We start from the raw sequence: 23,729 nt of genomic DNA on the forward strand, positions 1-23,729 counted from the left end.
TCAACGGGCGCCACTAGTGCTTCACCATGTTGCCCAGGGTGCGGTCGAGGTCGCTGGCGAAGCGCTGCCATTCGCGGGCGTAGGAGTTGGCCAGGTCCGCGACGGCGACGGCGCAGTGCACCGGCACCGCGGCCATCAGCTGCTGGCCGGCTTCGAGATCCGGCGCCCGCCTGTTCAGCCAGCGCAGCAACGCGCGTCCGGACTCGGTGAACCTGAGCGAGGGGTCCTTCGCCAGGGTCTCGATGCGCTGCTCCCGCAGGTCGCCCGCCGGCGCCCCCGCGGGCCGCTCGCACCGGCCGGGCTCGCGTGCGAGGCCTGGGGGCGGCGGTGGCGGAGCCTGCTCGTCGCGGCGTAGCCGCTGCCGGATCGCGCCCGCGGTACTGATCGACACGCCCGCGCTGGCGGCGACCTCGCTGAGCGTGGCGTCCGGGTGCTCGGTGAGGAAGGAGACGGCCACCTCGCGGCGCCGGGCCGCGTCGAGCGGGCGGGCGCGGCCGTCCGCCCCGACCCGGACCTCCGGTTGGGGAACCTCCTCGGGCGACGTACGGCGGACGGCGCTCACGGTCTTGGGCGAGAGGCCGGTGATGCGCGCGATCGCGCGGTCCGACAGGTCGGGGTGCGAGGCCAGGATCCGCCCGGCGGCGGCCTTCCGGTCCTTGAGCGTCAGGGGGAGGCCGTGGGAGACGTTGGCCGACACGGAGTGGATGAAGACCTCGCGGTCCGGTCCGTCCAGGAACCGGACCGGGATCTCCGTCTCGCCCCGGAGCCGGGCGGCGTGGAGGCGGTGCATGCCGTCGACCACGCGCATGGTGCCCCGGTGCACGAGGACGGGCTCGATGGCGCGCTGCGCGAGCAGCTCGACGTGCTCCCGGCTCACTCCGCCCAGCCGGGGCGAGTCGGCGGCCTGCAGGACGTCCGTCGGTACCAGGTGGACGTCCGAACACGCGCCGCCGGTCATGCCCTCAAGATCACTGTCCGGCGCCTCTGATGCGTCCCTCAATTCCTCCACCACCCTCTCCTCACGCGTGCGCATGAGCATGACAGCCCGCCGCGAGGGCGCGGCGGGGCACGGTTCCGGGTACGGGTTCGACGATAACAAAAATAGCGTTCTTTATGTTCTGTAGAGTAGGCAAACACCTCCCCAACTCGGGGACTCATGCCAGTCGTTCGGATCGACACCAGGGGGCCAGACGCAACATGACAGAAGGAACGGCAACGTGGCGCAGACACGAGCCGCACGCACCCGGCGCCGGGTGCTGTGCGCGGCCGCCATGGAACTCGCCCGGTACGGCTACGCGGGCACCTCGCTGTCGCGTATCGCCTCACAGGCGGGGGTGACGCAGGGGGCGCTCACCTTCCACTTCCCGACCAAGCCCCAACTGGCCAGGGGCGTGTACGAGGAGGGTGCGACCGTCACGCGCGCGGCCGTCGACAGCGCGCTGGGGCGCTCGCCGCTGCCGTTGCAGAACATCATCGACGTCACCCACGGGGTGGCCCGGCTGCTGCACTCCGACACGACCGTGCAGGCGGCCTCACGGCTCAGCCGCGAGACCGCCTGGACGGAATGTTCCTGGCACCGCCTCTGGCTCGGCGAGGTCGAGCGGCTCGCCGACCAGGCGCACGCGCGGGGCGAGTTGGCCGAGAGCTGCTCGGCGGGGCTGCTGTGCTCCCTGGTGGTGTGCATGCTGGCCAGGTTCGACTGCCCGTCGGTCCCGACGACGGGCACGCTCCGCGAAGACCTCGAAGCGCTGGCGCAGTTGTGGTGTCTGGTGCTCGGCGCGGTGGCCGCGACCCGCTCTCCCGGACTGCTGCCGGGCGGAAGCCCCGACGGAGACCCGGGCTGAGAGCCGTCACCGTGCCGTCCAGCCCCCGTCCACCGGGACGGCGGCACCGGTGGTGAACGAGGCGCGGTCGGAGCAGAGCCACAGTGCGGCCTGGGCCACCTCGGAGGGGTCGGCCAGGCGGCGCTGGATGGCGCGGCTGGTGAAGGGCTCGTACAGCGAGGGGGTGCGGGCGAGGATCTCGTCCATCAGTTCGGTGTGCGTGCTCCCCACCACCAGGGCGTTGACCCGGATGCCGTGCGGGCCGTACTCGTCGGCGGCGGCCCGCGTGAGGCCGAGCACCGCGTGCTTGGCCGCGATGTAGGGGGCGGCCGTGCCGGTGGCGCGCAGGCCCGCGACGCTGGAGGTGTTGACGATGGAGCCGCGGGTCCCGGTTTCGAGCATCGCGCCGATCTGGGCCCGGAGGCAGTTCCAGACGCCACGGACGTTGACGTCCATGATCCGGTCGTAGTCGGAGTCCTCGATCTTGTGCAGGGGGATGCCCGAGGAGGCCCAGCCGGCGTTGTTGAAGGCCGCGTCGAGGCCGCCGTAGGTGTCCAGGGCCCGGTCGACGGCGCGCCGGACGGCGTCGGGGTCGGTGACGTCGGCCGGTACGCAGAGCGCTTCGCCGTCGCTCTCGCGGATGAGCCGGGCGTGCTGCTCCAGGCGGTCCCCGCGCCGGGCCACGAGCACCACGGCGGCGCCTTCGGCGGCGAAGGCGTGGGCGGCGGCGGCACCGATGCCGCTGGACGCCCCAGTGATCATGACGGTCTTGCCGTGGAGCAGAGGGGTGGGTGAGGCCACGGCGCGGGGTCCAATCGAAGGGCGGGCAGGCCGGCGGGGCGGGCAGGCCGGCTAGGCGGGTACGGGAGCGAAGGCGGGTACGGGAGCGAAGGTGGGCGGCCAGGCGGGTACGGGAGCGAAGGCGGGCGGCCAGGCGGGTACGGGAGCAAAGGCGGCCGGCTACGCGGGTACGGGAGCGAAGGCGGGCGGCTACGCGGGTACGGGAGCGAAGGCGGGCGCCTGGTCGGTGGCCCAGGTGCGGAAGGACCGGGGGGCGTGGCCGGTCGCCGCGCGCACTCCGTCGGCCACGGCGGACTTGGCGCCGCGGTTCTGCCGCTCGGCGCTGAGTGTCAGCGCGTCCACGATGACCTCGGGCAGGCGACGGCGCCATTCCCGGCGGGCCTGGTCCAGGGAGATCTCCTCGAAGACCAGCGGCCGGTCCAGGACCTGGGACAGGGTGGCGGTCTTCTCCCGGGCGGAGATCGCGCGCGGTCCCGTGAGTGCGTACGTACGGCCGATGTGACCGGGGCCCGTCAGCGCCTGGACGGCGGCGTCGGCGATGTCGGCCGGGTCGACACAGGAGTTGAGGGAGTCTCCGTGGACACCGCGGACGATGCCGTGCCGGACGATGCCGTCCCGCCAGGCCAGCGCGTGTGTCATGAAGGACCGGGGGCGCAGCAGGGTCCACGGAAGGCCGCTCGCCCTCAGCCGCTCCTCGTTCTCGCGCTGCCAGCGGGTGATGACGTCGTCGGCGCCCGGATCGGTCACGGCCTGGGCGGACAGCTTGACGACGTGCGGGGTGCCGGATGCCGCCGCCGCGTCGAGGATGTTGACGTCGTGCTCGGGGCTCAGCGGGTCGTTGGTGATGAGCAGCAGGGCGTCCGCCCCGCGCAGGGCGGGCCGGAGCGTGGCGGGGGAGGCGAAGTCCACGCCCACGAGGCGGCCCGGCAGGCCCGACGCGGCTGCCTTCGCCGGGTCCCTGGTCAGCAGGGTCACGTCGTGTGCTCCCGCGGCGGCCAGGCGTGCGGCGGTGAGGCGGCCGACCGTTCCCGTGGCGCCGGTGACCACGATGCGGCGGGCGGGTTCCCGGTGTCCGGGGCGAGAGGGGTTCATGAGGCCCTTCCGAGGTCGGGGTCGACAACGACGGTGGCGGCGTCGGGTGCCGCGATTCCCGGCAGCAGCAGCCGCCACATGGAGCAGGTGCGCTCGGTCAGGTCCGCCCGGCCGGTGAGGAGTTGGGAGTAGAGCTGTACGCCCGTACAGGCGCCGACGACGAACTGGGCGACCTCCTCGGGCGAGACGCCTTCGCGGAGGCTCCCCTCGGCGCGGGCCACTTCGAGGTGGCCGACCATGATGTCCTTCCATCCCTCGAACGAATCACTGTCGCGCATGCCGAACCGGCTCTGCTCGACGGCGAGCCGGACGCCGGCGCGCAGCAACGGGTCGGTCTGCAGCCGGTGGGCCCAGACCAGGGTGATGTCGACCAGGCGCTGGAGTCCGCTGGACTCCAGCAGGGGTTCGATCACGTGCGGCTGGGCGTTCATCACCTCGTGGGCCAGGTCCTGCTTCGAGGGAAAGTGGAAGTACAGCGCGCCCAGCGTGACGCCGGCCCGCTTGACGATGCGGGTGACGCTCGCGCCTTCGTAGCCCTCCTCGTCGAAGAGCTCCGCGGCCGCCTTCATGATCAGGTTGCGCGTGCGGACGGCACGCTCCTGCTTGAGATCAGTCACCCGTGCGTCCGATCACCCTGGGAAATAAAAGCGAACGCTCTTTATGTTAGCCGAGGCGACGGATCTTCAGGGGGCGAAGACCGAGATCCGGTCGGTCACGTCCTCGGGCACCCGCCGCTGCGAGGACCGGCTGCGCGGCGGGGTGCCGATGCACAGCCAGCCCAGCAGACGTTCCTCCCCGCGCAGGCCGAGGAAACGGCGGATCCGCCCGGACCCGGTGAGCGCGCCGGTGCGCCAGACGCTGCCGAAACCACGCGCGTGCAGCAGCAGGGTCAGCGAATCGGTCATGGCGCTGGTGGCGGCGAGTTGCTCCCACTCGGGGACCGCGGGAGCGCCCGGCCCGGTCTGTTCGTGCGGCACGGGGGAGAAGACCAGCGTGGCGAGGAGCGGTGCTCCCTGGATCTCCTCCAGCCACTCCCGCCCCGGCCCGGGCCCCGCGCTCTCCTCGGCGAGGCAGCGCTCCAGTGCGGCCCGGCCCTCGTCCCGGATCAGGATCAGCCGCCAGGGCCGAAGGCCCCCGTGCGCGGGCGCCGTGGCGGCGGCGCGCAGGAGATAGGCGAACTCCTGGTCGTTCGGGGCGGGTTCGACGAGGTGGGATTCGTTGCGGCGGGACAGCACGGCCGTCATGACATCCACGGGTGTTCCTCCTCTGCGCTCTGGGGCGTCCTGACAGCCATGGCGGTGCTCACGCCAGGGACCGGACGACCCTCAGCGCCCTGTCCACGTCCTTCGGGAAGTTGACGATCCCAGCCGACAGGCGCACGTGCGGGACCGCGTACGGCGTGCCGCTGGCGATGACCCGGTGGTCGCGGAAGATCTGCACGACGTCCTGCGGCTTGTAGCCGTGTACGTCGAAGCAGACGAAGCCCGCGGAGCGTGCGGCGTCGACCGGCGTGTGCAGCGTGACGTGCTTCATGCGGGCCAGACCCTCCTTGATCTGCCCGTTCAGCTCGGCGATCCGGTCGTGGACCCGGGCGCGGCCGATCTGCCGGTGGAATCGGAACGCTTCGATGACGGCCCACTGGTGTTCGTACGCGAAGAAGCCGCCCGGGCTGACCCACGCGGCCTGCGTCGGGCCGGCCGGCGGGCGTTCCTGCCGCCAGGCATCTGTCAGCTCCTTGTCCATCAGGCTGGGGATCGTCGGCCGGAGCAGCGCCCAGTTCTCGGGCTTGGCCCAGATGATCCCGGTCCCGTGCGGCCCGAGGATCCACTTGTGCGTCCCCGCGGCGAAGAAGTCGCAGCCCATGTTCGCGACGTCCTCGTCCACCACGCCGAAGCCGTGGACCCCGTCCACCACCAGCAGGATGCGGTCCGCCTCGTCGCGATGCCGGTTCAGCTCCTCGATGGCGGCCGCGAGCGGGGCGATCGGCAGCCGCACGCCGGTGCCGGAGTGCACCCAGGTGACGCCGACGACCCGTGTGCGGGGACGAACGGCGGCGCGGATCCGCGCCACGGCCTCGTCGGCCGAGAAGTTCAGCGACGACTCGTAGAGCGGGATTTTCCGCATGCTCCCGCCCGACTTCTCGACCGCCAGCCGAATCGATTCGTGGTGCGGATAGAACTCGTGCGTGGTGGTGAGCACCTCCTGGCCCGGCTTCAGCCGCAGACCGTTGTAGATGAGGGCGAGTCCCATGGTGGTGCTGCTGGTGAGGGCGATCTCCTCGGGCCTGCCGCCGACGTATTCGGCGGCGGCGGCGCATACGTCGCGCCACAGCATGTCCTCGTCGCGCCGGAACATGTTGTCGTCGAGGAAGCTGTACGGGTTCTCGTCGAACGCCTTGCGGTAATTGGTGATCGCCTCACGGACCGGAGTCGGATTGGAGGCGAAAAAGAAGTTCGACAGGTGCGCGTATTCGGGCGCGAGCAGGAACTGCGCGCGGACGGATTTCCAGTCGTGAGGCCGGAAGGGTTGGCGTGAGGCCTCCTCTGCGGTGGATGCCTTTGCCAGCGGGCCCAACGTCAGTGCGGAAGCCGCGATACCGGAACCGGCCAGAATCCTGCGGCGCGAAAGAGACACGATCACTCCTCCATGAGGTGGGGTGGATTGTGCATTGCCGGACAGGAAAGAGTGAAGGATCGCCGTCGTGTTCCGTCAAGTCCGGCCCGGTCCCACGCCGGAGGACTGCCCGTCGCGGGCTTCGACTGAGGAAGTTCCACACTCGGAGTTCCGGTCGGGAGGCCGGCCGCCGCCCACGGGCCCGCGACGGCCGGACGGAGTTCCGACTCGATTTGTTGACGCTTGGATCGACCCGCTCAATGATGAATTTGCACTCGGCGGAAGGATTTCCATCCGGCCGAAAAAGCCGAACGGCGTGAATGGCAGAGCTGTTTCCACCGGACGTTTGGAAGGGCCTGGGGTTCAGAATGCATCAAGCGAGCGCGGACGTGGCCGTCGTAGGAGCGGGTCCGGCCGGCCTGTACGCCGCCTACTGCGCGGGATTCCGAGGGCTTTCCAGCGTGGTCGTCGACGCACTGCCCGAGCCGGGGGGCCAGATCGCGGCCCTGTACCCGGAGAAGAGGATCCATGACGTCGCCGGCCATGTCGCCGTACGGGGCAGGGAGTTGATCGAGCAGCTGGTCGCCCAGGCCGCACCCTTCGACCCGCGCTACCTGCTCGGCCGGACCGCGGCCTCCCTGACCCGGGACGAGCAGGGGACGGGATGGGAGATCGGCCTGGAGGGCGGCGGGAGGGTGCGGGCCGGCGCCGTCGTGATCGCGGCCGGCCTCGGCCGCTCCGTCCCGCGCACGCTGCCCTGTCTACGCCCCTACGAGGGGCGGGGCGTGACCCACCACGTGCCGCGCCTCGACGAACACCGGAACCGTGACGTGGTGATCGTCGGCGGTGGCGACAGCGCGGTCGACTGGGCCCTCGCCCTCGCGCCGATCGCCCGCTCCGTCACCGTCGTCCACCGGCGCTCGGCCTTCCGCGCCCACGAGCACGGCGTCAAGCAGATGTACGCGGCCGATGTGCGCGTGCTGACCGACGCCCAGGTGACGGCCTGCCACGGCGTACGGCAGCTGGAGGAAGTACGCGTCAAGACCCCCGAGGAGGAAGTGCGGCTGCCCGCCCAGGCCGTCGTCGGCGCCCTGGGGTTCCTCACCAGCCTCGGCCCGGTCGCCGACTGGGGGCTCCGGCTGGAGAACCGCCTGATCGCGGTCGACCGGGCGATGCGCACGAACCTGCCGCAGGTGTACGCGGTCGGCGACATCTGTACGTACGACGGCCGCGTCCCGCTCATCTCGGTGGGCCTCGGCGAGGCGGCGACCGCGGCGAACCACGCGGCTGTCGAGCTGCGCCCCGGCTCCCGCCTCGCGCCCGGGCACTCCACCGACCTCGACGCCGTGCGGGTGTCATGACCCTCAGGAAGCTGACGATCCTCCCGACCGGAACCGAGATCCTGCTGCCCGCGGGATCACCCCTCACCGAAGTCGAGTACGAGACCCCGCAGCGGCTCATCCCGTTCGGATGCCGCTCCGGCGCGTGCGGCGCGTGCGTCGTGAAGGTCCTGGAGGGCTTCGACGCCCTCGGCGCCCCCGACGACGACGAGCTCGACTTCCTCGAAGACCTCGGCCGGACCGGCGGAGACCACCGCCTGGCCTGCCAGTGCCGGCTGCGGGGCGACGCGACCATCCGCGTCGTCGACGACATCTGAACCGCTCGCACCCGAGCGTCCGTACCCACGAGAAAAGGTGACACCATGCCGAACCGCGTGACCAACGTCGGCTACGGGAACAGCTCCACGTTCCTCAACGCCGCCGCCTCGGCGGAGCTGCGCGCACAGATCGACGAGCAGATCGACCAGCAGGTCCTCGAGTGGTACGCCAACGTCCCCGAGGCCGCGCACCTCGAAGGCAAGAACGTCGACTCCGACTACTACAAGCGGCACCTGATCGAGACCGCCTGGCGCATCCGGCTGCTGCGCGTCGCCGAGGCCAAGGCGCTCGTGGAGATAGCCAAGCGCAGCCCGGAGGCGGCGCAGGTGTGGGCCAACTACGAGCAGGAGGAGATGCTCCACGACGAGCTGTTCATCACCGACCTGGCCAAGGTGGGCGTCTCGCGCGAGCAGTTCCTCGCCACCGAGCCCTACCTCTCGACCAAGCTGCTGACCGGCTACTTCTCCTACCTCCTCGACCACGAGGGGCCGCTCGGCGTCGTGGCGTACTCCTACCTCGTCGAGTACGTCAACGTGAAGCTGGAGCCCCGCAAGCTGGAGGCGCTGAAGGGCTCGGTCGGCGAGGGCAGGATCGGCGGCCAGATCAGCCACTCGCACACCGACATCAACGACGACCACCCCGGCGAGGTCTGGGCGGCCGTACGGCACCTGCTCCACAACGAGGACGACGTCGCCGCGTTCAAGCGGTACCTCCGGGAGCACCAGACGCTCCTGGCGCAGTACTTCGAGGAGCTCTATCTGGACACCATCGCCAAGGCGGAGAAGCAGCCGGCCTGAGCCCAGTCCTCAGTGGGGCGCGGCGTGACCGCGTCGCGCCCCACCCGCCGGTGAGGAGGCCGGAATTGAGCATGGAAAACGCCAGGGGAGTGCTGCTGCTCAGCCATGTCGGGTTCTCGTTCCTGGAGGACCTCGCCCGTACAGTCAGGGCGCGGGGGCTGAAGGTCTATGTGCTCAGCTCACTGCCGGAGCCGCAGCACCAGGGATCCAGGCCCGGGGCGCTCGCGGACCTCGCCGACGACGTCCGGGTGACCGACGAGCACGTACTGACCCCGCACGACGTCGAGGAGTACCTCGACCGGCTCCGGGCCGCGGGCGCGTCGGTGGCCTGCTGCCTCACGGTCTGGGAGGGCTACCGGCACCTGATGGCGCTGGCCAACGCCCGGCTCGGAGTGCCGGACCTGGACGAGAAACAGATCCCCGAACTGCGCGACAAGCTGTCCCTGCGCAACCGCCTCGCCGACGCCGGCCTCAGCCGGGCCCGGGCGGCCGCGCTCACCCCCGAGACCCTCGCCGCCCGCACCCGCGACGGCGGGCGCCACTTCGTGAAACCGGTCAGCGGAATCGCCTCGTTCGGCACGTTCCCGCTCACCCCCGACACGACCTGGGCGGACCTGGAGCGCATCGCCGCCGAGGCCGCCTCCGACACGGTCTACGCCAGCGCCTTCACCCCGCACCAGGAACCCGGCGACCGGGGTATGGAGTTCCTCGTCGAGGACTACGTGCCCGGGCGGGAGTTCAGCTTCGAGGTGATCGTCGTCGACGGTGAGCCGCACACCGTGGCCGTGCACGAGAAGTGCGAGGTGACGGAGACCGCCGGCACCGTCCTGGAGAACGCCTGCGTCAGCCCGCCCACGAGCATCGCGCCGGACGAGACCGCCGCCGGGCTCCGCTGGGTCGGAAGCGTCCTGGACACCCTCGGCCTCGGCTGGGGCTGCTTCCACGTCGAGGCGCGGTACGACGCCCTCTCCGGCTGGGACCTGATCGAGGTCAACCCGCGCGTCGGCGGCAGCCTGATCTCGCCCAGCGTGGCGGCGCTCACCGGCGGCCCCGGGCTGCTCGACCTCTGGCTGGACGCTCTGCTCGCCGCCCACCGGCCGGCCGCGTTCCTGACGAGGCTGAAGGGCCTGTCGTACGCCCCCGACGGCACCACTCGGAGCGGGACCGCGACGTTCTTCCGCGTCTTCTTCGCCGACCCCGGCACCATCCGCGCGGTCGGCCCCCATGACGAACTCCCGCTCCGGCCGGTCCTGTCGCAGATCCTGCTCAAGGCCGGCGACGTCGTGGAGTCGTCCTCGCGCGAGGTGTTCCTCGGCCAGGTGCTCTGGAGCATGGACCGGGCCGGCCGGGACGCGATCCTCCCCGGGCTGCTGACCGCCTCGGAGCGCGCGATCGAGATCGTGTACGAGACGGAGCACGCATGAACGGGCCGATCCTCCTCATCGTCGACTACAACCTGAGCCGCATCGACGAGGTCCGCCATCTGCGGGAGTACGCCCGCGAGCGCCACGGCGCCACGGTGGTCCTGATCCGGGCCGAGCCCACCGAGGCCGACCACGCCATCGCCGACGAGGTCATCGACCTCGATCCGCTCGGCGACCGCTTCCCCGAGCTGGGAGAGAAGCTGCTCGGCGACCGGCGCGAGCGGATCGGGGCGGGCATCGTCTTCTCCGACAACGCCGTGCACAGCGGGGCCGAACTGCTCCACCGGCTCGGCGTCCCGGTCGACTCGCCCCACCTCGCCGCCGGTGCCTTCTCCAAGTACCGCTACCGGCTCGACGAGGCGCGGGTGGCCGACCTGCTCACCGCGCAACGGATCATGGTGCCCGCCTTCGCCGAGATCGCCTCGCTCGACCAGCTGCGGGAGTTCGGGATCGCACACCCCGAGGGCTTCGTCGTGAAGCCCGCGGCCGAGGGCAACAACCGGGGTGTCGTCGTGGTCCGCCCCGGGGACGACCTGACAGCCGCGTTCGCCGAGGTCCTGCCGTATCTGGAGGGCGGGGTCATCTGCGAGGAGCTCATCCCGTACGAGCGCGAGTTCTCCTACGACGGGCTCGGCTCGCTCGCGTTCCTGACCGAGAAGATCAGCGCCCGCGGCCGGTACCCCGTCGAGATCGCGCAGGTGCTGCCCGCCGGCGTGGACGAGCACGAGCGCGCCACCCTGGAGCGGGCCGGACGTCAGGCGAACTGGCTGGTGGGCCAGTGCGACGGGCCGTTCCACAACGAGATCAAGCTGAGCGACGACGGACTGCGCGCCGCGATCGTCGAGCCCAACCGGCGACCGGCCGGAATGAAGATCTGGGCCCTGGCCCGCCGGGTGTACGGGATCGACCTGCACCACCGCTGGGTCGACACGGCCTTCGGCACCGCCGCCGAGCCGGGGCGGCTCGTGCCCGGCTGCGCGGCGGCGACGGTGATGCTCGGCGTCGGCAGCGACCGCTCGTTCTCCCCGTACGACGTCCCGGCCGGAGCGGACCCCTTCGCGGACGCCGTGGAGGCCACCGCGGAACGGTTCGGCCTGGCCGACGGCGAGCTGACCGTCACGGAGTTCGCCTGGATGTCCGCCGAGCGCCGCGACCTGCACGCCGTCGCCCGCGACAACGCGGACTTCGCCGCGCAGGGCTGCGTCGTCCTGCGCGGCGACCGGGCCGACATCCGCGCCGTCGTCCACGCCCTGCGCGAGGCCTGGTCGAAGGCCCTGGACCACGCCGTCGCCGAACCCACTCCCGTCAGGAAGGCCCGATGAAGATCCTCGTCCTGCACCGCGTGCCCTACTTCAAGATCGAGTACCACCGGGGGATCTCCCACGACCTGCATGACGTCACCTACTTCGGCACCGACGCGGCCCTCTCCACCCTGCCGCCCGGACTGCGCTGCGAGCGGGTGAGCCGCCCGGGCAGCCGCCCGGCCTTCGAGGAGGCCCGGGACTGGCTGGCGGAGCGGCCCCGCGACTTCGACCGGATCATCTCGATGTCGGAGTACGAACTCCTGGACGCCGCCCGTCTGCGCGAGCACCTGGGAGTCCCGGGCGCGCCGGTCGAGCAGGTCGCACTCGCCCGCGACAAGGTCCTGATGAAGCGGGCGGTCGAGGAGGCGGGGCTCCGTGTGCCGCGCTTCCTGCCGCTGCCGGACTTTCTCCGGGCGGACGCCCATGTGCCCTGGGACGGCCGTACCGTCCTCAAGCCGCACCGCGGTGCGTCCAGCGAGGACGTGCTCGTCTTCGACACCCCGCGCGAGGCCGCCGAGGCCGTAGCCGGGGGCCGCACCGGCGTCGCCCGGCTCGACGCCGGACGCGCACGCGCGGACTTCCAGGTAGAGGAGTTCGTCTCCGGGCCGATCCGGCACTTCGACGGCCTGGTGCAGGGCGGCGAGGTCCTGGCCCTCACCGCGAGCGAATACCTGGGCACCTGCCTGGAGTACGCACGGGGAAGGCCGATGGGCTCGTTCCAGATCGGCTTCTCCGCCGAGACCCGCGCCTGGGTGTCCCGGGCCCTGGCCGCCGTACGGATCGAGGACGGCACCTTCCACCTGGAGGCGATCGTCCACGACGGCGAGCTGGTCTTCCTGGAGGTCGGCAACCGCGTCGGGGGAGCCGACGTGGTGGCCACCTTCGAGCTGGCGACCGGCGTCCACCTGCCCTCGTACGAGCTGCGCGTCCTGCTCGGCGAGCCCGTCGCGGGCACGCTCCCCGCGCAGGACGCCGACGGGCTCCGGTACGCCTGGTTCGTCCACCCCGGACACCACCTGGCCGGGCGGGAGTACCGCGGCCTTCAGGGCGCCGGGGCGTTCCGGTCCGGGCCGCGCGTCGTCGCCTGGCACGAACTGCCGGCCGGCGCGCCGCTGCCCGGCCACATCACCTACCAGGCCGGCGAGACCGTCCTCGCCGGGATCGTCGCGGGCGACACCCCCGAGGAGACCCGGGAGTGGATGGCAGCCCTCTTCGGCTCCCTCTCGGTCTCCACCCGCCCGGCCGCCCCCCTCACTCCCGAACAGGTCCCCGCATGAAGAAACAGCACATCCTGATCGCGGTGGCCGTCACCGCGATCTGGGGTCTCAACTTCTCGGTCATCAAGATCGGACTCAAGAGCGTCGACCCGCTGATCCTGGCCGGGATCAGGTTCGCGCTCTGCGCCCTGCCCGCCGTCTTCTTCCTGAAGCGGCCGCAGGTGCCGTGGCGGCACATCATCGGCTACGGCCTGGTCTTCGGCGTGGGTCTGTGGGGCGTGGTGAACCTGGGCATCGAGGCCGGGGTGTCGTCCGGGATCGCCTCTCTGGTGCTGCAGTTCAGCGCGTTCCTGACGATCCTGCTCGGGGCCGTGGTGTTCCGCGAGTCGCTGTCGCGGTTCCAGTACCTGGGGATGGCGGTCGCGCTCGCCGGACTGTTCTCGATCACGTTCGTCACCGACGGCACGGTGACGATCGCCGGCGTCGCGCTCGTGCTGTTCGGCGCGGTCTCGTGGAGCGTCGCCAACGTGATCCTCAAGAAGGCCAAGCCCAAGGACACCCTGGCGTTCCTGGTGTGGGCGAGTCTGTTCGCGCCGATCCCGCTGTTCCTGCTCGACCTGGTCGTCAACGGCACCGAGGGCTACGTCGCGTTGCCGCAGCAGCTCGGCTGGTCGGCGATCCTGTCGATCCTCTTCCAGGCGTACCCGAACACCCTGCTGGGCTACGCCGTGTGGAACTGGCTGCTTCGCGAGTACCCGGTCTCGACCGTCGCCCCGCTCTCCCTGCTCGTGCCGGTCTTCGGCGTCCTCGGCTCGGTGCTGATCTTCGACGAGCCGCTGCCGGCGCTCAAGCTGGTGGCCGGGGCGCTGATCGTCGCGGGTCTGGTCGTCGGTCTGTACGGCCGGCGGCTGACGGAGTCCGGGGTGGTACGGCTCCCGTCGGTGAGCCGCTGATGAGCGCGCTGAACGGGCTCGCCGACCGGTACGTGGACGAGCTGGCCGCCCTCGACCCGTGTCTGGCCGCGGTCATGGGCATCGCCGGGCAGGAGGAGCGGCTGACCGACTTCGGTCCGGGGGCGGCGTGGGAGCGGGCGGAGCTGGCGCGCCGCACGCTGCGGGCGCTGGACACCACACCCACCGCCGGTGACGGGGAGCGGGTCGCGGCGGCGGTGCTGCGCGAGCGGCTCGTCACGGAGGTGGCCCTTGCCGACGCCGACGCGTACGGCACGCTGCTCGACACTCTCGACGGCCCGGTCCAGCGGGTGCGCCACGCGGTGGGCCTGCTGGACCAGGGCGCCGGCACCGAATGGGAGACGCTGCTGGCCCGGCTGCGGGCCGTCCCGGGGGCGCTGGCGGGGCTGCGCGAGGGCCTGGAGGACGCCCGGCGCCGCGGCCGGGTCGCGCCGTACCGTCAGGTCGTACGGAACGCCCGGGAGTGCGGGGACATGCGGCCGTACCTGGCGGGGCTGCCCGCCGGACACGGCGACGGCGCCCTGCGCGGCGCCCTGGACGAGGCCGCGACGGCCGCGAACGAGGCGCTGACCGGCTTCGCCTCGTATCTGTCGGAGGAGCTCGCGGGGGACGCGCCGGAGCGGGAGGCGGTGGACGAGGACCGCTACCAGCTGGGCGTACGGGAGTTCCTCGGCACTCGGCTCGACCTGGAGGAGACCTATGCGTGGGGCTGGGACGAACTGGCCCGGGTGCGGCACGAGATGGCTGAGGCCGCGGCGGCCATCGCGCCCGGCGAACCGGTACCGGCGGTGCTTGCGGCGCTCGACGAGGACCCCCGCCACCTGGTGAAGGGCGCGGCGGCGTTCCGTGACTGGATCCAGGAACTCGCCGACGACGCCATCGCCGGCCTCGACGGGACCCACTTCGCGATCCCGGCGCCGTTGCGACGGATCGACTGCCGGACCGCCCGTACGGACGGGCCCGCCTCCTATCTCGCGCCCAGCGAGGACCTGTCGCGCCCCGGGACGGTGTGGTGGCCGGTGACCGACCCGGACGCGCCGGTCCCGACGTGGACGGTGCCGAGCACGATGTTCCACGAGGGCGTCCCCGGCCACCATCTGCAGCTGGGGGTGACGACCCTCAACACCGCGACCCTCAACCGGTTCCAGCGCCTCTCGTGCGAGCTGCACCTGGGGCACTGCGAGGGGTGGGGCCTGTACGCCGAGCGGCTGATGGACGAGCTGGGGTACCTCGCCGACCCGGCGCACCGCCTCGGCATGCTGTCCGGCGGGCAGCAGTTGCGCGCCGCGCGGGTCGTCCTGGACATCGGGCTGCACCTGCGGCTGCCGATCCCGGCGGGCACCGGCTTCCACGAGGGCGAGCGGTGGACGCCACGCCTCGGCCGGGAGTTCCTCGCCGAGCACTGCGGGGTCGGCCCGGCGGGGTTCGTCGCGTTCGAGATCGACCGGTATCTGGGGCGCCCCGGGCAGGCCCTCGCCTACAAGCTGGGTGAGAAGGCGTGGCTGGACGCCCGGGAGGCGGCCCGCCGCCGGGACGGTGCCGCGTTCGATCTGAAGCGATTCCATCGAGAGGCGCTGGACATGGGGCCGATGGGCCTGGACCTGCTGCGCGCCGAACTGACCCGCGCGAAGTGATCCGCGCGAACTGAACCTGTTACGGCGTCGCCTTCAGGACCTGCGTGGTGTCCGCGCCGAGGGCGGCGCCGTCGGCGCCGGCCGGGGCGAACTCCGGTACGGGCGTGCCCTGTCGGTCGACCAGGACGGAGTGGGTCTCCCCGGGGGCGAAGGCGTGCCGCTCGCCCCACTGCCGCAGCGTGAGGATGACCGGGAAGAGAGCGCGGCCGGCGTCGGTGAGGACGTACTCCTGGCGCCGGCCCGTCGGCGCGGTGCGCTGGGCGAGGACCCCGTGGGCGGTCAGCTTCCGCAGGCGGTCGGTGAGGATGTTGCGGGCGATGCCGGTCCGTCGCTGGAACTCGGTGAACGATCGCGCCCCGTCCATCGCGTCGCGGACGACGAGGAGGCTCCACCGGTCGCCGACGAGGTCGAGCGTGCGGGCGACGGGGCACTCGGGGTCGGTCCAGTCGAGGTCCGGGGCGCTCATGGTGGTGCGGGTCATGACACCTCCCATTGGGTTGCGGATTGAAACCATCATGCCGTACGGTCAAATCAGTTGCAATTTGCTACTGATTCGGATGGGAGCGCTATGAACGTGTGGCGGCGGTTACTGCTGGCCGTGATCTGCGGTGTCGCGGTGGCGAGCATCTATGCCGCGCAGCCGGTCCTGGAGCCGATGGGGCGCGATCTCGGTGTCTCGGCGGAGCTCGCCGGGTGGATCGTCGCGACCAGTCAGTTCGGCTATCTGGCGGGCCTCCTGCTGCTCGTGCCGCTCGGTGACGTGGTCGACCGGCGCCGGCTCATCGCCGTGCACCTGGCGGTCACCGCGGCGGGCCTGGTCCTCACGGCCGTGGCGCCGGCCGCGTGGGTGGCGTTCGTGGGGCTCGCGACGGCCGGGTTGTTCGCGGTCGTCGTGCAGACCACGGTGGCGTACGCCGCGTCCGTGTCGCCGCTCGCCGAACGCGGACGGAACATCGGCGTCGTCACCTCGGGCGTCGTGGTCGGCATCCTGGGCGCGCGGGTCGTCACCGGCGCGCTCGCCGAACTGTGGGGCTGGCGGAGTGTCTACGCCGTGCTCGCGGGGCTCTCCCTCGCACTCGCGGCCCTCGTCCTCGTCGCCCTGCCCTCGGAGGAGCGCGCCCAGCCGCCGGTGGCCTACCGGCAGGTCGTCGCCTCGCTCGGCGGGCTGTTCGCGGACCGCGTCGTCCTGACGCGCGGGCTCATCGCGTTCTTCCTGTTCGCCTCGTTCGGAACGCTGTGGAGCGGTCTCTCCCTGCCGCTGGCGGACGCGCCGTGGGAGCTGAGCGAGAGCCAGATCGGGCTGTTCGGCATCGCCGGACTCGCCGGCGCGCTCGGCGCGGCCCGCGCGGGCCGGTGGGCGGACGCGGGCCGGGCGGTCCCGGTCACCGGGTTCGCGCTGGCCCTGCTCATCGTCTCCTGGGCGGCGATCGCCCAGCTCCCGTGGTCGCTGTGGCTGCTCGTCGTCGGGATCGTCGTACTCGACTTCGCGGTCCAAGCCGTGCATGTGAGCAACCAGCACCTGCTCACCGCCACGCATCCGGACCGCGTCAGCAGCGTCATCGGCGGCTACATGGTCTTCTACTCGCTCGGCTCCGCCCTCGGCGCGGCCGCGACCACCGCGATCTTCACCTCCTACGGCTGGGCGGGCTCCAGCCTCCTCGGCGCCGGGTTCGCGGCCTGCGGTCTCGTCGTCTGGGCGGCGAGCAGGCGCGTGGCCCACGAGGCGGCGCACGCCCCGACCGACCGGTCCGCCAAGGAGGACACGGGCGAGGTACGGGAGGAGACGCACGGGGCCAAGGCTCTCTGAGCACCTCCCCGCGCCCCGCGCCTCCCAGGGCGCCGCGCAGTGGGCTCCGGCCCGGTTCCCGGTGTTCATCCCCCGTCGCCGGGAACCGGACCCGAGTCCACTGCGAGGCGCCCTCCCGTGCGCCCGGAACCTTTCGTCGTTCCGATGCCTCCCTTAAGCGGAGCCTAAGAATCCTCAACCCCGGCCTCCTCGTGGCCATTTGTCCGTTTCTCGCTCGCTAGCGTGCTGCCACACCCCACCCCACCCCCGGCACACAGAGGCAGGCACGCGATGGGCACCAGTTCGCACCGGCGCAGGGCGAGCGGCAGGACCAAGGTCATCGGCGCGGTCGTCGCGGCAGCGGTGATCGGCGGCGCGGCCTTCGCGCTCACCGGCACCGCCCAGGCCGCGGCCGTCGGCGCCGCCTACACCAGGACGAGCTCCTGGACCGGCGGCTACACCGGGCAGTACGTCGTGACCAACGAGACCTCCAGCGTCCAGCCGGGGGGCTGGACGCTGGAGTTCGACCTGCCCGCAGGAACGACCATCGGGTCCCTCTGGAACGGCGAGCACACCGTCTCCGGCCGGCACGTCACCGTGAAGCCCGCGAGCTGGAACAAGGAGCTGGCCCCCGGCCAGTCCGTCACCGTCGGCTTCGTGACCTCGGCGACCGGAGAGGCCGGCGACCCCACGAACTGCCTCATCAACAAGGCCACCTGCTCCGTCGGCGGCGCCACTCCCACCCCGAGCGGCCGGCCCACCGGGCAGCCCACCGCCACTGTCACCCCGACCGCCTCGGCGACCCCCACCGCCACCGCGACGGCCACCCCGAGCCGGCCCGCCACGACGGCGCCCACGCCCACCCCGACGGCGACCGCCACCGGCACCCCGGGCGCCGCCGCGAAGTACGCGCCCTACATCGACACCTCGCTCTACCCGTCGTACGACATGCTCGCCACCGCCGACGCCACCGGTGTGAAGGAGTTCAACCTCGCCTTCATCACCTCCGGCGGAGCCTGCGCCCCGCTGTGGGGCGGAGTCACCGACCTCGACAACGACAGGGTCGCGTCCCAGATCGGTGCGCTGCGGGCCAAGGGCGGCGACGTCCGGGTCTCCTTCGGCGGCGCCGCCGGCCACGAGCTGGCCCTGAACTGCGCGAACTCCGCCGACCTGGCCGCCGCCTACGGCAAGGTCGTCGACCGGTACAAGCTCACCAAGGTCGACTTCGACATCGAGGGCGCCGCCCTGCCGGACACCGCCGCCAACACCCGGCGCTCGCAGGCCATCGCCCAGCTCCAGAAGTCCCACCCCGGCCTGAATGTCTCCTTCACCCTGCCGGTCATGCCCGAGGGGCTGACCCAGCCGGGCGTGGACCTGCTCGCCGACGCCAAGAGGAACGGTGTCCGCGTCGACGCGGTCAACATCATGGCGATGGACTACGGGCCGGCCTACAGCGGGGACATGGGCGAGTACGCCATCCAGGCCGCGACCGCGACCCAGGCGCAGATCAAGGGCGTCCTCGGGCTGAGCGACAGCGCCGCCTGGAAGGCCGTCGCCGTCACCCCGATGATCGGGGTCAACGACGTCGTCACCGAGATCTTCAAGGTCGACGACGCCACCCAGCTGGTGGACTTCGCGAAGTCCAAGGGCATCGGCTGGCTGTCGATGTGGTCCTCGACCCGGGACAAGCAGTGCGCGGCCGGCGCGGTGAACCACGCGGACGCCACCTGCTCCTCGATCCTCCAGCAGCCGCTGGCCTTCACCAAGGCGTTCGCCGCCTACAAGTGAGCCACTGAGCCCCCCACACCGCGCGCCCCGGCCGGGCCCACCCCACCACCGGCCGGGGCGCGCCCGTCGTTGCCCGTCTCGCAGGGGCCGCCGCCCCGGGATCTGCTGCCCGGAAACGACGGAGGCCCCGGTTCGTATGAACCGGGGCCTCGGCCTTCAGGGTGAGTAACGGGACTCGAACCCGCGACATCCTGGACCACAACCAGGTGCTCTACCAGCTGAGCTATACCCACCACGACCGGCGGTTTTCCCGAAGGTTTCCCCGACCGGCCGAGAAGAAGTCTACAGGGTCCGAGAGGGTGCTCGCGCCCGTATTCGACCCGGCGGCGCCGTGGCGGCGTCAGAGGGGCGTCAGGGGCGCGAGCAGGGGCTGCTCGGACGGGGTGGGACTACAGCGGACCGCTCCGGGCCCGCTCCGGGCTGCTCCGGACTACTCCGGAGGCAGGACGTGGCGCGCCGCGATCTGCTTCGCCGTGTCCGAGTCCGGTCCGGGCTGCGGGACGAAGATCGCCTCGCGGTAGTAGCGCAGCTCGGCGATGGACTCGCGGATGTCGGCGAGCGCGCGGTGGTTGCCGCTCTTCTCCGGACTGTTGAAGTACGCCCTCGGGTACCAGCGGCGGGCCAGCTCCTTGACCGAGGAGACATCGACGATCCGGTAGTGCAGATGGCTCTCGAGCGCGGCCATGTCCCGCGCGAGGAAGCCCCGGTCGGTGGAGACCGAGTTCCCGCACAGCGGGGCCTTGCCGGGCTCCTTGACGTGCTCGCGTACGTAGGCGAGGACCTGGGCCTCGGCGTCGGCGAGGGTCGTGCCGCCGGCCAGCGCGTCGAGCAGGCCGGAGGACGTGTGCATCTGGCGCACGATCTCGGGCATGGTCTCCAGCGCCGCGTCCGGCGGGCGGATCACGATGTCCACCCCTTCGCCGAGTACGTTCAGTTCCGAGTCGGTGACCAGTGCGGCCACCTCGATGAGTGCGTCGTCCGTCAGCGAGAGCCCGGTCATCTCGCAGTCGATCCACACCATGCGATCGTTCATGCGTCCTACCTTAGGGGGTGGCTCCCGGTTCGGACCGGGACCGGCCGTACGGCTCGGGGTCGAGCGGACGCCGAAGGGCGCCCGGGAGAGGTGTCCCCGGGCGCCCGTCGGTTTTCTCCTTGCGCGGCTTGTGGCGCGCGGTCCGGCCCGCCCCTAGGGGGCGCTGCGCTGGCCCGGCAGGGCCGCGCGACCGGAGGCGTACATGTCGGACTGCGGCTTGCCCGGCTCCATCGGGCCGCCGGGCCGCCGGACGACCGGCGGGCCCTGCTGAGGCACCAGTGGCTCGAGCACCGTCGTCGCCGTCTCGGCCTGCGGGCGCCGGGCCCGGTAGGCCGCGCGGTACGCGGCCGGCGAGGAGCCGAGCTGGCGGCGGAAGTGGCCGCGCAGCGCCACCGGGGACCGGAAGCCGCAGCGTCCCGCGACCTCGTCGACCGAGTAGTCGGAGGTCTCGAGCAGCCGCTGCGCCTGCAGCACCCGCTGGGTGATCAGCCACTGCAGCGGGGCGGACCCCGTCAGCGAGCGGAAACGCCGGTCGAACGTACGACGTGACATGTACGCGCGGGCCGCGAGCGTCTCCACGTCGAACTGCTCGTGGAGGTGCTCCAGGGCCCAGGCGACGACCTCCGCGAGCGGGTCGGCGCCGATCTCTTCAGGTAAAGACCTGTCGAGGTAGCGCTCCTGGCCGCCGCTGCGCCGCGGCGGGACGACCAGGCGGCGCGCCAGGGCGCCCGCGGCCTCCGCGCCGTGGTCGGTCCGCACGATGTGCAGACACAGGTCGATACCGGCCGCGGTGCCGGCCGACGTCAGTACGTCCCCGTCGTCGACGAAGAGCTCCCGCGGGTCCACATGGACCGACGGATAGCGCTTTGCGAGCGTCGGCGCGTACATCCAGTGTGTGGTGGCCGGCCTGCCGTCGAGCAGTCCGGCCGCGGCGAGCACGAACGCGCCGGTGCACAGCCCGACGATCCGCGCGCCCTCTTCGTGTGCCCGGCGCAGCGCTTCGAGCGCCTCCGGCGGTGGCGGCGAGGTGATCGACCGCCAGGCCGGTACGACGACGGTTCCGGCGCGACTGATCGCGTCGAGTCCGTACGGCGCGGTCAGTTCGAGGCCCCCTGTGGTCCGCAGCGGGCCTTCCTCACCGGCGCACACCAGCAGGCGGTAGCGGGGTACTCCCGCGTCCTGCCGGTCGATTCCGAACACGGAGAGCGGGATGGAGCTCTCGAAGATGGGGCCGCCGCTGAACAGCAGCACCGCGACGACTTCGCGGCGGCGGCGCCCGGTCAACTTCCGTGCGGCCTCCGTTACGGCGGAGTCCTGGCTCATGACGCTAAGCCCCCCTCGGTGTTCGCGTCTCCCTGGTCCTGTCGCTCCTGCACGTTTCCCCTCGGTTTTGCACGAGACCCCAGTCTTCGATACTCATGATCGAATCTACTGCGTTCCGTAGTGCCGACGTGCCACGTTCTCCAACCGGCACATTGTCGACAAGGCCACTTGGCGCGAAGCATTCGATCACGAAGCGTTCCACTCGCGGGCCGCGTACGGAAGTGCGTCGTGGCCGCATGGCCCGTCCCCGTAGGGTGCGAGGGCCGAGCTGAAGCCTTTCATGCCTGGTGGCACCAGGGTTGAGGGGGCATTTCGCCAAGGACTCGCCGGCCCGAGGAAGTTGGCTGAAATCATACGGGTGTGAGTGTGCGAACCCGTCAGCTCAACGGGGGGTCCGTCACCTCTGACGGTGGTTTCGGCCGCCGTGCGAGTGGCGCGCGCGGGGTCCCGCGGCCTCGGCGCGCAGACCCCGCTCCGCGCGGCGCAGCAGCACCCGGCAGACCGCCGTCACCGCGGCGAGTCCGAGCGCCGTGCCGGCCGCCCCGCCCAGCGACGTCCCGTAGACGACGAGGACGACCGGGACGAGGACACAGCAGAAGACGGCCCAGCGGACGACGTCGCCCGCCGGGTCCGCGGCGGGATGCGGGGCGGCGGGCCCGGGGGAGCGGACGGCGGAGCGGGTGCCGGTACGGGTGCCGGCGGGGGCGGCGGTGGCGGGGGTGGCGGCGGCCGATGGTGCGGGCACGGGCGGGGCTCCCTGCGACGGTGACTGGACCTGTGGGAACGAGAAGCGGAACGTTCCGGTCACTGCCGGTGGCGGCCGTTTGGCCCCCGTACCGGACACCTGTAGGACACAACCGGCATTGCCATAACGGGACGGGCTCGTGCATGCTCCCTGGAACGCCCTGAGGGCGCCGTGTGTGGCCTCGGACCGCTCTGGGCAGGAGAGAGGTGTCGCCGTACCCTTGGGGGTATGGGCTTGGGAAGATGATTCCCGGACACCGCTCCGCCGCCAACCGTTGCTCCGTACGACGCTCCGTCCCTTCCCACAAGGATCTTCTTCGCCGAGACACCGATGGCCGGTCACGAATTCCCCGAACCCGCGGACCGCAAGCGCGTCGCCGACTCCACGGTCGACCCCCTCGCGGTGGAACAGCCACGCCACTCCTGTGATCCCGCCTTCCGGCACGGAGTGGTCGTCGGCTTCGACGGCTCGACGTCCAGCGAGCGGGCCCTTGCGTACGCCATCGGCATGGCCAAGCGTTCCGGCTCCGGCCTGATCATCGTGCATGTCGCCAACCGGCTGCCCACCACCGTCTGGGCGGGCTGCGAGCCGCCGGTCTTCGTCGACGTCCCGGACCATCGCACCGAGGTGCTCGGCCTGGAGCTGGCCTGCGCGGACTACCTGGCCGAGGTCCCCTGGATCCTCGTGGAGCGCGGCGGCGACATCTGCCACGAGCTGGAGGAGGTCGGCCGGGAGTACTCGGCCGACGCGATCGTGGTCGGCTCGACGCACGGCATCGTCGGCCGGATCTTCGGCTCGGTGGCCGGCCGGCTGGCGAAGCGGGCGCAGCGGCCCGTGATCGTCATCCCGTGACCGTCGCTCCCTGACGTACTCCCTGGGCTTCGTCTTCTCGACGCTTCGTCAACTCCCGTGGTACGGCGATAATTTCTGCCACCGTCAGGTGATTTGTGTGCTTGTGAAGGGTACTTAAAAGTCACCGGAACAAGCAGCTCACGCAGCACAACTGCCCACCTGAAGGGAGCCCGCCGTGGACAACGAAGTCGCCGCGGGAAACACGACCTCCACTCTCGGCCACCTCGCGCTCGGACTGACCCTGCTGGCCTTCGGCATCGGCAGCACCGGTGTCATCGACAACGTCGCGGCGTCGGACGCCGCTGCCCTCGCCACCTGGGTCGGCGGGGTGACGCTCTTCCTCGTCGGTCTGCTCGCCCTGCGCGCCGGCAACGGCGGTGAGGGCACGGCCTATTCGGCGCTCGGCGCGTTCTGGTTCACCTGGGGGACCGGAGTGGGCGACAGCGGCTCGGCCGAGGCGACCGGTCTCTTCCTGCTGCTGTGGGCGCTGCTGGCGCTCACGCTGACGATGGCGGCCGGCGGCAGCGGTCTGTTCGGCCAGGGTGTGTACGGGCTGCTGTTCGTGTCGCTGCTGCTGCTCGGCATAGGGGCCCTCGCCGACAACGGCGGTCTGGCGAAGGCGGGCGGCTGGGTCGCCGCGGTGGCGGGCCTCGCGGCCTGGTACGGCGCGACGGCGGCGGTGGCCCACTGGCCGACCTCGCTGGGCCGCGCGCGCCGCGGAGCCCCGGCAGCCGGCTGAGGACACCCCCGGACGCCGGCGACCGAGCCCTGAAGAAACAGAAGCGGTCCCCGCGCACCGAGTGCGCGGGGACCGCTCCTGTGTCCGGCCGGGCGTCCGCCCTTCCGGGGACAGGTCCGGAATGCGGGC

The 23,729-nt window shown here is 71.8% G+C and carries 23 protein-coding genes and 1 tRNA gene; 13 read left to right on the plus strand and 11 right to left on the minus strand.

All coding sequences use genetic code 11. The features are described 5' to 3' along the window. Positions 1–13: 13 nt before the first annotated feature. Positions 14–958, minus strand: a complete 945-nt coding sequence (locus ACFY8U_RS18455) for a ParB N-terminal domain-containing protein (protein WP_389571266.1) — start codon at positions 956–958, stop codon at positions 14–16. A gap of 259 nt (positions 959–1,217) precedes the next feature. Between ACFY8U_RS18455 and ACFY8U_RS18460 the strand changes: the two genes are divergently transcribed. Then, the gene (locus tag ACFY8U_RS18460) at positions 1,218–1,844 is read left to right on the plus strand and encodes a TetR family transcriptional regulator (RefSeq protein WP_389571269.1); all 627 of its coding nucleotides are present in this window, start codon (positions 1,218–1,220) and stop codon (positions 1,842–1,844) included. A 6-nt stretch (positions 1,845–1,850) separates the two neighbouring features. Here the strand turns inward: ACFY8U_RS18460 and ACFY8U_RS18465 are convergent, their stop codons facing one another. The 5 genes from ACFY8U_RS18465 to ACFY8U_RS18485 all read right to left on the minus strand — a co-directional run bounded on the left by ACFY8U_RS18465 (position 1,851) and on the right by ACFY8U_RS18485 (position 6,350). Beyond that, entirely contained in the window at positions 1,851–2,624 is a 774-nt protein-coding gene (locus tag ACFY8U_RS18465) for an SDR family NAD(P)-dependent oxidoreductase (RefSeq protein ID WP_389571272.1), read from the minus strand. A 189-nt stretch (positions 2,625–2,813) separates the two neighbouring features. Continuing rightward, positions 2,814–3,716: an NAD(P)H-binding protein gene (locus ACFY8U_RS18470; protein ID WP_389571275.1), complete on the minus strand. Its 903-nt coding sequence runs from the start codon at positions 3,714–3,716 to the stop codon at positions 2,814–2,816. After that, positions 3,713–4,333 carry a ScbR family autoregulator-binding transcription factor gene (locus ACFY8U_RS18475; RefSeq protein WP_389571278.1) on the minus strand — a complete coding sequence of 207 codons (621 nt, stop codon included), beginning with the start codon at positions 4,331–4,333 and terminating at the stop codon, positions 3,713–3,715. The genes ACFY8U_RS18470 and ACFY8U_RS18475 overlap by 4 nt, the downstream gene beginning before the upstream one ends. A 66-nt stretch (positions 4,334–4,399) precedes the next feature. After that, complete coding sequence (locus ACFY8U_RS18480; protein ID WP_389572070.1) at positions 4,400–4,960, minus strand: nitroreductase family protein; 561 nt, start codon at positions 4,958–4,960, stop codon at positions 4,400–4,402. Positions 4,961–5,018: 58 nt separating this feature from the next. Beyond that, the gene (locus tag ACFY8U_RS18485) at positions 5,019–6,350 is read right to left on the minus strand and encodes an aminotransferase class V-fold PLP-dependent enzyme (RefSeq protein WP_389571281.1); all 1,332 of its coding nucleotides are present in this window, start codon (positions 6,348–6,350) and stop codon (positions 5,019–5,021) included. Positions 6,351–6,697: 347 nt separating this feature from the next. Between ACFY8U_RS18485 and ACFY8U_RS18490 the strand changes: the two genes are divergently transcribed. From ACFY8U_RS18490 to ACFY8U_RS18525, 8 genes are all read left to right on the plus strand, one after another. Continuing rightward, entirely contained in the window at positions 6,698–7,690 is a 993-nt protein-coding gene (locus ACFY8U_RS18490) for an NAD(P)/FAD-dependent oxidoreductase (protein ID WP_389571283.1), read from the plus strand. Beyond that, positions 7,687–7,986 carry a 2Fe-2S iron-sulfur cluster-binding protein gene (locus ACFY8U_RS18495; protein ID WP_389571286.1) on the plus strand — a complete coding sequence of 100 codons (300 nt, stop codon included), beginning with the start codon at positions 7,687–7,689 and terminating at the stop codon, positions 7,984–7,986. Before ACFY8U_RS18490 ends, ACFY8U_RS18495 begins: the two co-directional genes overlap by 4 nt. 45 nt (positions 7,987–8,031) lie before the next feature. Further along, positions 8,032–8,784, plus strand: coding sequence for a hypothetical protein (locus ACFY8U_RS18500; RefSeq protein ID WP_389571289.1), 753 nt, complete (start codon positions 8,032–8,034; stop codon positions 8,782–8,784). Between the two features lie 71 nt (positions 8,785–8,855). After that, complete coding sequence (locus ACFY8U_RS18505) at positions 8,856–10,208, plus strand: acetyl-CoA carboxylase biotin carboxylase subunit family protein (protein WP_389572073.1); 1,353 nt, start codon at positions 8,856–8,858, stop codon at positions 10,206–10,208. Then, positions 10,205–11,530, plus strand: a complete 1,326-nt coding sequence (locus ACFY8U_RS18510) for an acetyl-CoA carboxylase biotin carboxylase subunit family protein (protein WP_389571292.1) — start codon at positions 10,205–10,207, stop codon at positions 11,528–11,530. Before ACFY8U_RS18505 ends, ACFY8U_RS18510 begins: the two co-directional genes overlap by 4 nt. Further along, positions 11,527–12,789: an acetyl-CoA carboxylase biotin carboxylase subunit family protein gene (locus ACFY8U_RS18515; protein WP_389571295.1), complete on the plus strand. Its 1,263-nt coding sequence runs from the start codon at positions 11,527–11,529 to the stop codon at positions 12,787–12,789. Before ACFY8U_RS18510 ends, ACFY8U_RS18515 begins: the two co-directional genes overlap by 4 nt. Then, the gene (locus tag ACFY8U_RS18520; protein ID WP_389571298.1) at positions 12,786–13,682 is read left to right on the plus strand and encodes an EamA family transporter; all 897 of its coding nucleotides are present in this window, start codon (positions 12,786–12,788) and stop codon (positions 13,680–13,682) included. The genes ACFY8U_RS18515 and ACFY8U_RS18520 overlap by 4 nt, the downstream gene beginning before the upstream one ends. Beyond that, positions 13,682–15,334: a DUF885 domain-containing protein gene (locus ACFY8U_RS18525; RefSeq protein WP_389571300.1), complete on the plus strand. Its 1,653-nt coding sequence runs from the start codon at positions 13,682–13,684 to the stop codon at positions 15,332–15,334. Before ACFY8U_RS18520 ends, ACFY8U_RS18525 begins: the two co-directional genes overlap by 1 nt. Positions 15,335–15,353: 19 nt before the next feature. On the opposite strand, the gene ACFY8U_RS18530 is transcribed toward ACFY8U_RS18525, so the two are convergent. Next, on the minus strand, positions 15,354–15,815 hold the full coding sequence (locus ACFY8U_RS18530; protein WP_389571303.1) for a winged helix-turn-helix transcriptional regulator: 462 nt from the start codon (positions 15,813–15,815) through the stop codon (positions 15,354–15,356). 87 nt (positions 15,816–15,902) lie between these two features. Here ACFY8U_RS18530 and ACFY8U_RS18535 point away from each other — a divergent pair, with 87 nt between their 5' ends. Together ACFY8U_RS18535 and ACFY8U_RS18540 are read left to right on the plus strand one after the other, a co-directional pair. Beyond that, the gene (locus ACFY8U_RS18535; protein WP_389571306.1) at positions 15,903–17,141 is read left to right on the plus strand and encodes an MFS transporter; all 1,239 of its coding nucleotides are present in this window, start codon (positions 15,903–15,905) and stop codon (positions 17,139–17,141) included. 270 nt (positions 17,142–17,411) lie between these two features. Next, the gene (locus ACFY8U_RS18540) at positions 17,412–18,908 is read left to right on the plus strand and encodes a cellulose binding domain-containing protein (RefSeq protein ID WP_389571308.1); all 1,497 of its coding nucleotides are present in this window, start codon (positions 17,412–17,414) and stop codon (positions 18,906–18,908) included. Positions 18,909–19,068: 160 nt separating this feature from the next. Here the strand turns inward: ACFY8U_RS18540 and ACFY8U_RS18545 are convergent. From ACFY8U_RS18545 to ACFY8U_RS18560, 4 genes are all read right to left on the minus strand, one after another. Next, a tRNA-His gene (locus tag ACFY8U_RS18545) sits at positions 19,069–19,141 on the minus strand. Between the two features lie 197 nt (positions 19,142–19,338). Further along, positions 19,339–19,941 (minus strand): oligoribonuclease, encoded by a 603-nt coding sequence (gene orn / locus ACFY8U_RS18550; protein WP_361673526.1) that lies wholly within the window; start codon positions 19,939–19,941, stop codon positions 19,339–19,341. Between the two features lie 153 nt (positions 19,942–20,094). Then, positions 20,095–21,264 (minus strand): helix-turn-helix domain-containing protein, encoded by a 1,170-nt coding sequence (locus ACFY8U_RS18555; RefSeq protein WP_361439657.1) that lies wholly within the window; start codon positions 21,262–21,264, stop codon positions 20,095–20,097. A gap of 397 nt (positions 21,265–21,661) precedes the next feature. Then, positions 21,662–22,009, minus strand: coding sequence for a hypothetical protein (locus ACFY8U_RS18560; protein WP_389571311.1), 348 nt, complete (start codon positions 22,007–22,009; stop codon positions 21,662–21,664). A gap of 330 nt (positions 22,010–22,339) precedes the next feature. On the opposite strand from ACFY8U_RS18560, the gene ACFY8U_RS18565 reads away from it, so the two are divergent. Beyond that, the gene (locus ACFY8U_RS18565) at positions 22,340–22,861 is read left to right on the plus strand and encodes a universal stress protein (protein ID WP_329120266.1); all 522 of its coding nucleotides are present in this window, start codon (positions 22,340–22,342) and stop codon (positions 22,859–22,861) included. A 175-nt stretch (positions 22,862–23,036) separates the two neighbouring features. Then, entirely contained in the window at positions 23,037–23,600 is a 564-nt protein-coding gene (locus tag ACFY8U_RS18570) for a GPR1/FUN34/YaaH family transporter (protein ID WP_389571314.1), read from the plus strand. Positions 23,601–23,729: the final 129 nt, after the last annotated feature.

Origin of the sequence: Streptomyces sp. NPDC012508 (genome assembly GCF_042902595.1) — a bacterium.
In the GTDB taxonomy this organism is placed as follows: domain Bacteria; phylum Actinomycetota; class Actinomycetes; order Streptomycetales; family Streptomycetaceae; genus Streptomyces.

Excerpts from the sequence above, each read along its gene's own strand:
- ACFY8U_RS18455 (WP_389571266.1), bottom strand. The coding sequence starts at position 958 with ATGACCGGCGGCGCGTGTTCGGACGTCCACCTGGTACCGACGGACGTC.
- ACFY8U_RS18470 (WP_389571275.1), bottom strand. The coding sequence starts at position 3,716 with ATGAACCCCTCTCGCCCCGGACACCGGGAACCCGCCCGCCGCATCGTG.
- ACFY8U_RS18480 (WP_389572070.1), bottom strand. The coding sequence starts at position 4,960 with ATGACGGCCGTGCTGTCCCGCCGCAACGAATCCCACCTCGTCGAACCC.
- ACFY8U_RS18490 (WP_389571283.1), top strand. The coding sequence starts at position 6,698 with ATGCATCAAGCGAGCGCGGACGTGGCCGTCGTAGGAGCGGGTCCGGCC.
- ACFY8U_RS18495 (WP_389571286.1), top strand. The coding sequence starts at position 7,687 with ATGACCCTCAGGAAGCTGACGATCCTCCCGACCGGAACCGAGATCCTG.
- ACFY8U_RS18500 (WP_389571289.1), top strand. The coding sequence starts at position 8,032 with ATGCCGAACCGCGTGACCAACGTCGGCTACGGGAACAGCTCCACGTTC.
- ACFY8U_RS18505 (WP_389572073.1), top strand. The coding sequence starts at position 8,856 with ATGGAAAACGCCAGGGGAGTGCTGCTGCTCAGCCATGTCGGGTTCTCG.
- ACFY8U_RS18510 (WP_389571292.1), top strand. The coding sequence starts at position 10,205 with ATGAACGGGCCGATCCTCCTCATCGTCGACTACAACCTGAGCCGCATC.
- ACFY8U_RS18515 (WP_389571295.1), top strand. The coding sequence starts at position 11,527 with ATGAAGATCCTCGTCCTGCACCGCGTGCCCTACTTCAAGATCGAGTAC.
- ACFY8U_RS18520 (WP_389571298.1), top strand. The coding sequence starts at position 12,786 with ATGAAGAAACAGCACATCCTGATCGCGGTGGCCGTCACCGCGATCTGG.
- ACFY8U_RS18525 (WP_389571300.1), top strand. The coding sequence starts at position 13,682 with ATGAGCGCGCTGAACGGGCTCGCCGACCGGTACGTGGACGAGCTGGCC.
- ACFY8U_RS18530 (WP_389571303.1), bottom strand. The coding sequence starts at position 15,815 with ATGACCCGCACCACCATGAGCGCCCCGGACCTCGACTGGACCGACCCC.
- ACFY8U_RS18535 (WP_389571306.1), top strand. The coding sequence starts at position 15,903 with ATGAACGTGTGGCGGCGGTTACTGCTGGCCGTGATCTGCGGTGTCGCG.
- ACFY8U_RS18540 (WP_389571308.1), top strand. The coding sequence starts at position 17,412 with ATGGGCACCAGTTCGCACCGGCGCAGGGCGAGCGGCAGGACCAAGGTC.
- orn (WP_361673526.1), bottom strand. The coding sequence starts at position 19,941 with ATGAACGATCGCATGGTGTGGATCGACTGCGAGATGACCGGGCTCTCG.
- ACFY8U_RS18555 (WP_361439657.1), bottom strand. The coding sequence starts at position 21,264 with ATGAGCCAGGACTCCGCCGTAACGGAGGCCGCACGGAAGTTGACCGGG.
- ACFY8U_RS18565 (WP_329120266.1), top strand. The coding sequence starts at position 22,340 with ATGGCCGGTCACGAATTCCCCGAACCCGCGGACCGCAAGCGCGTCGCC.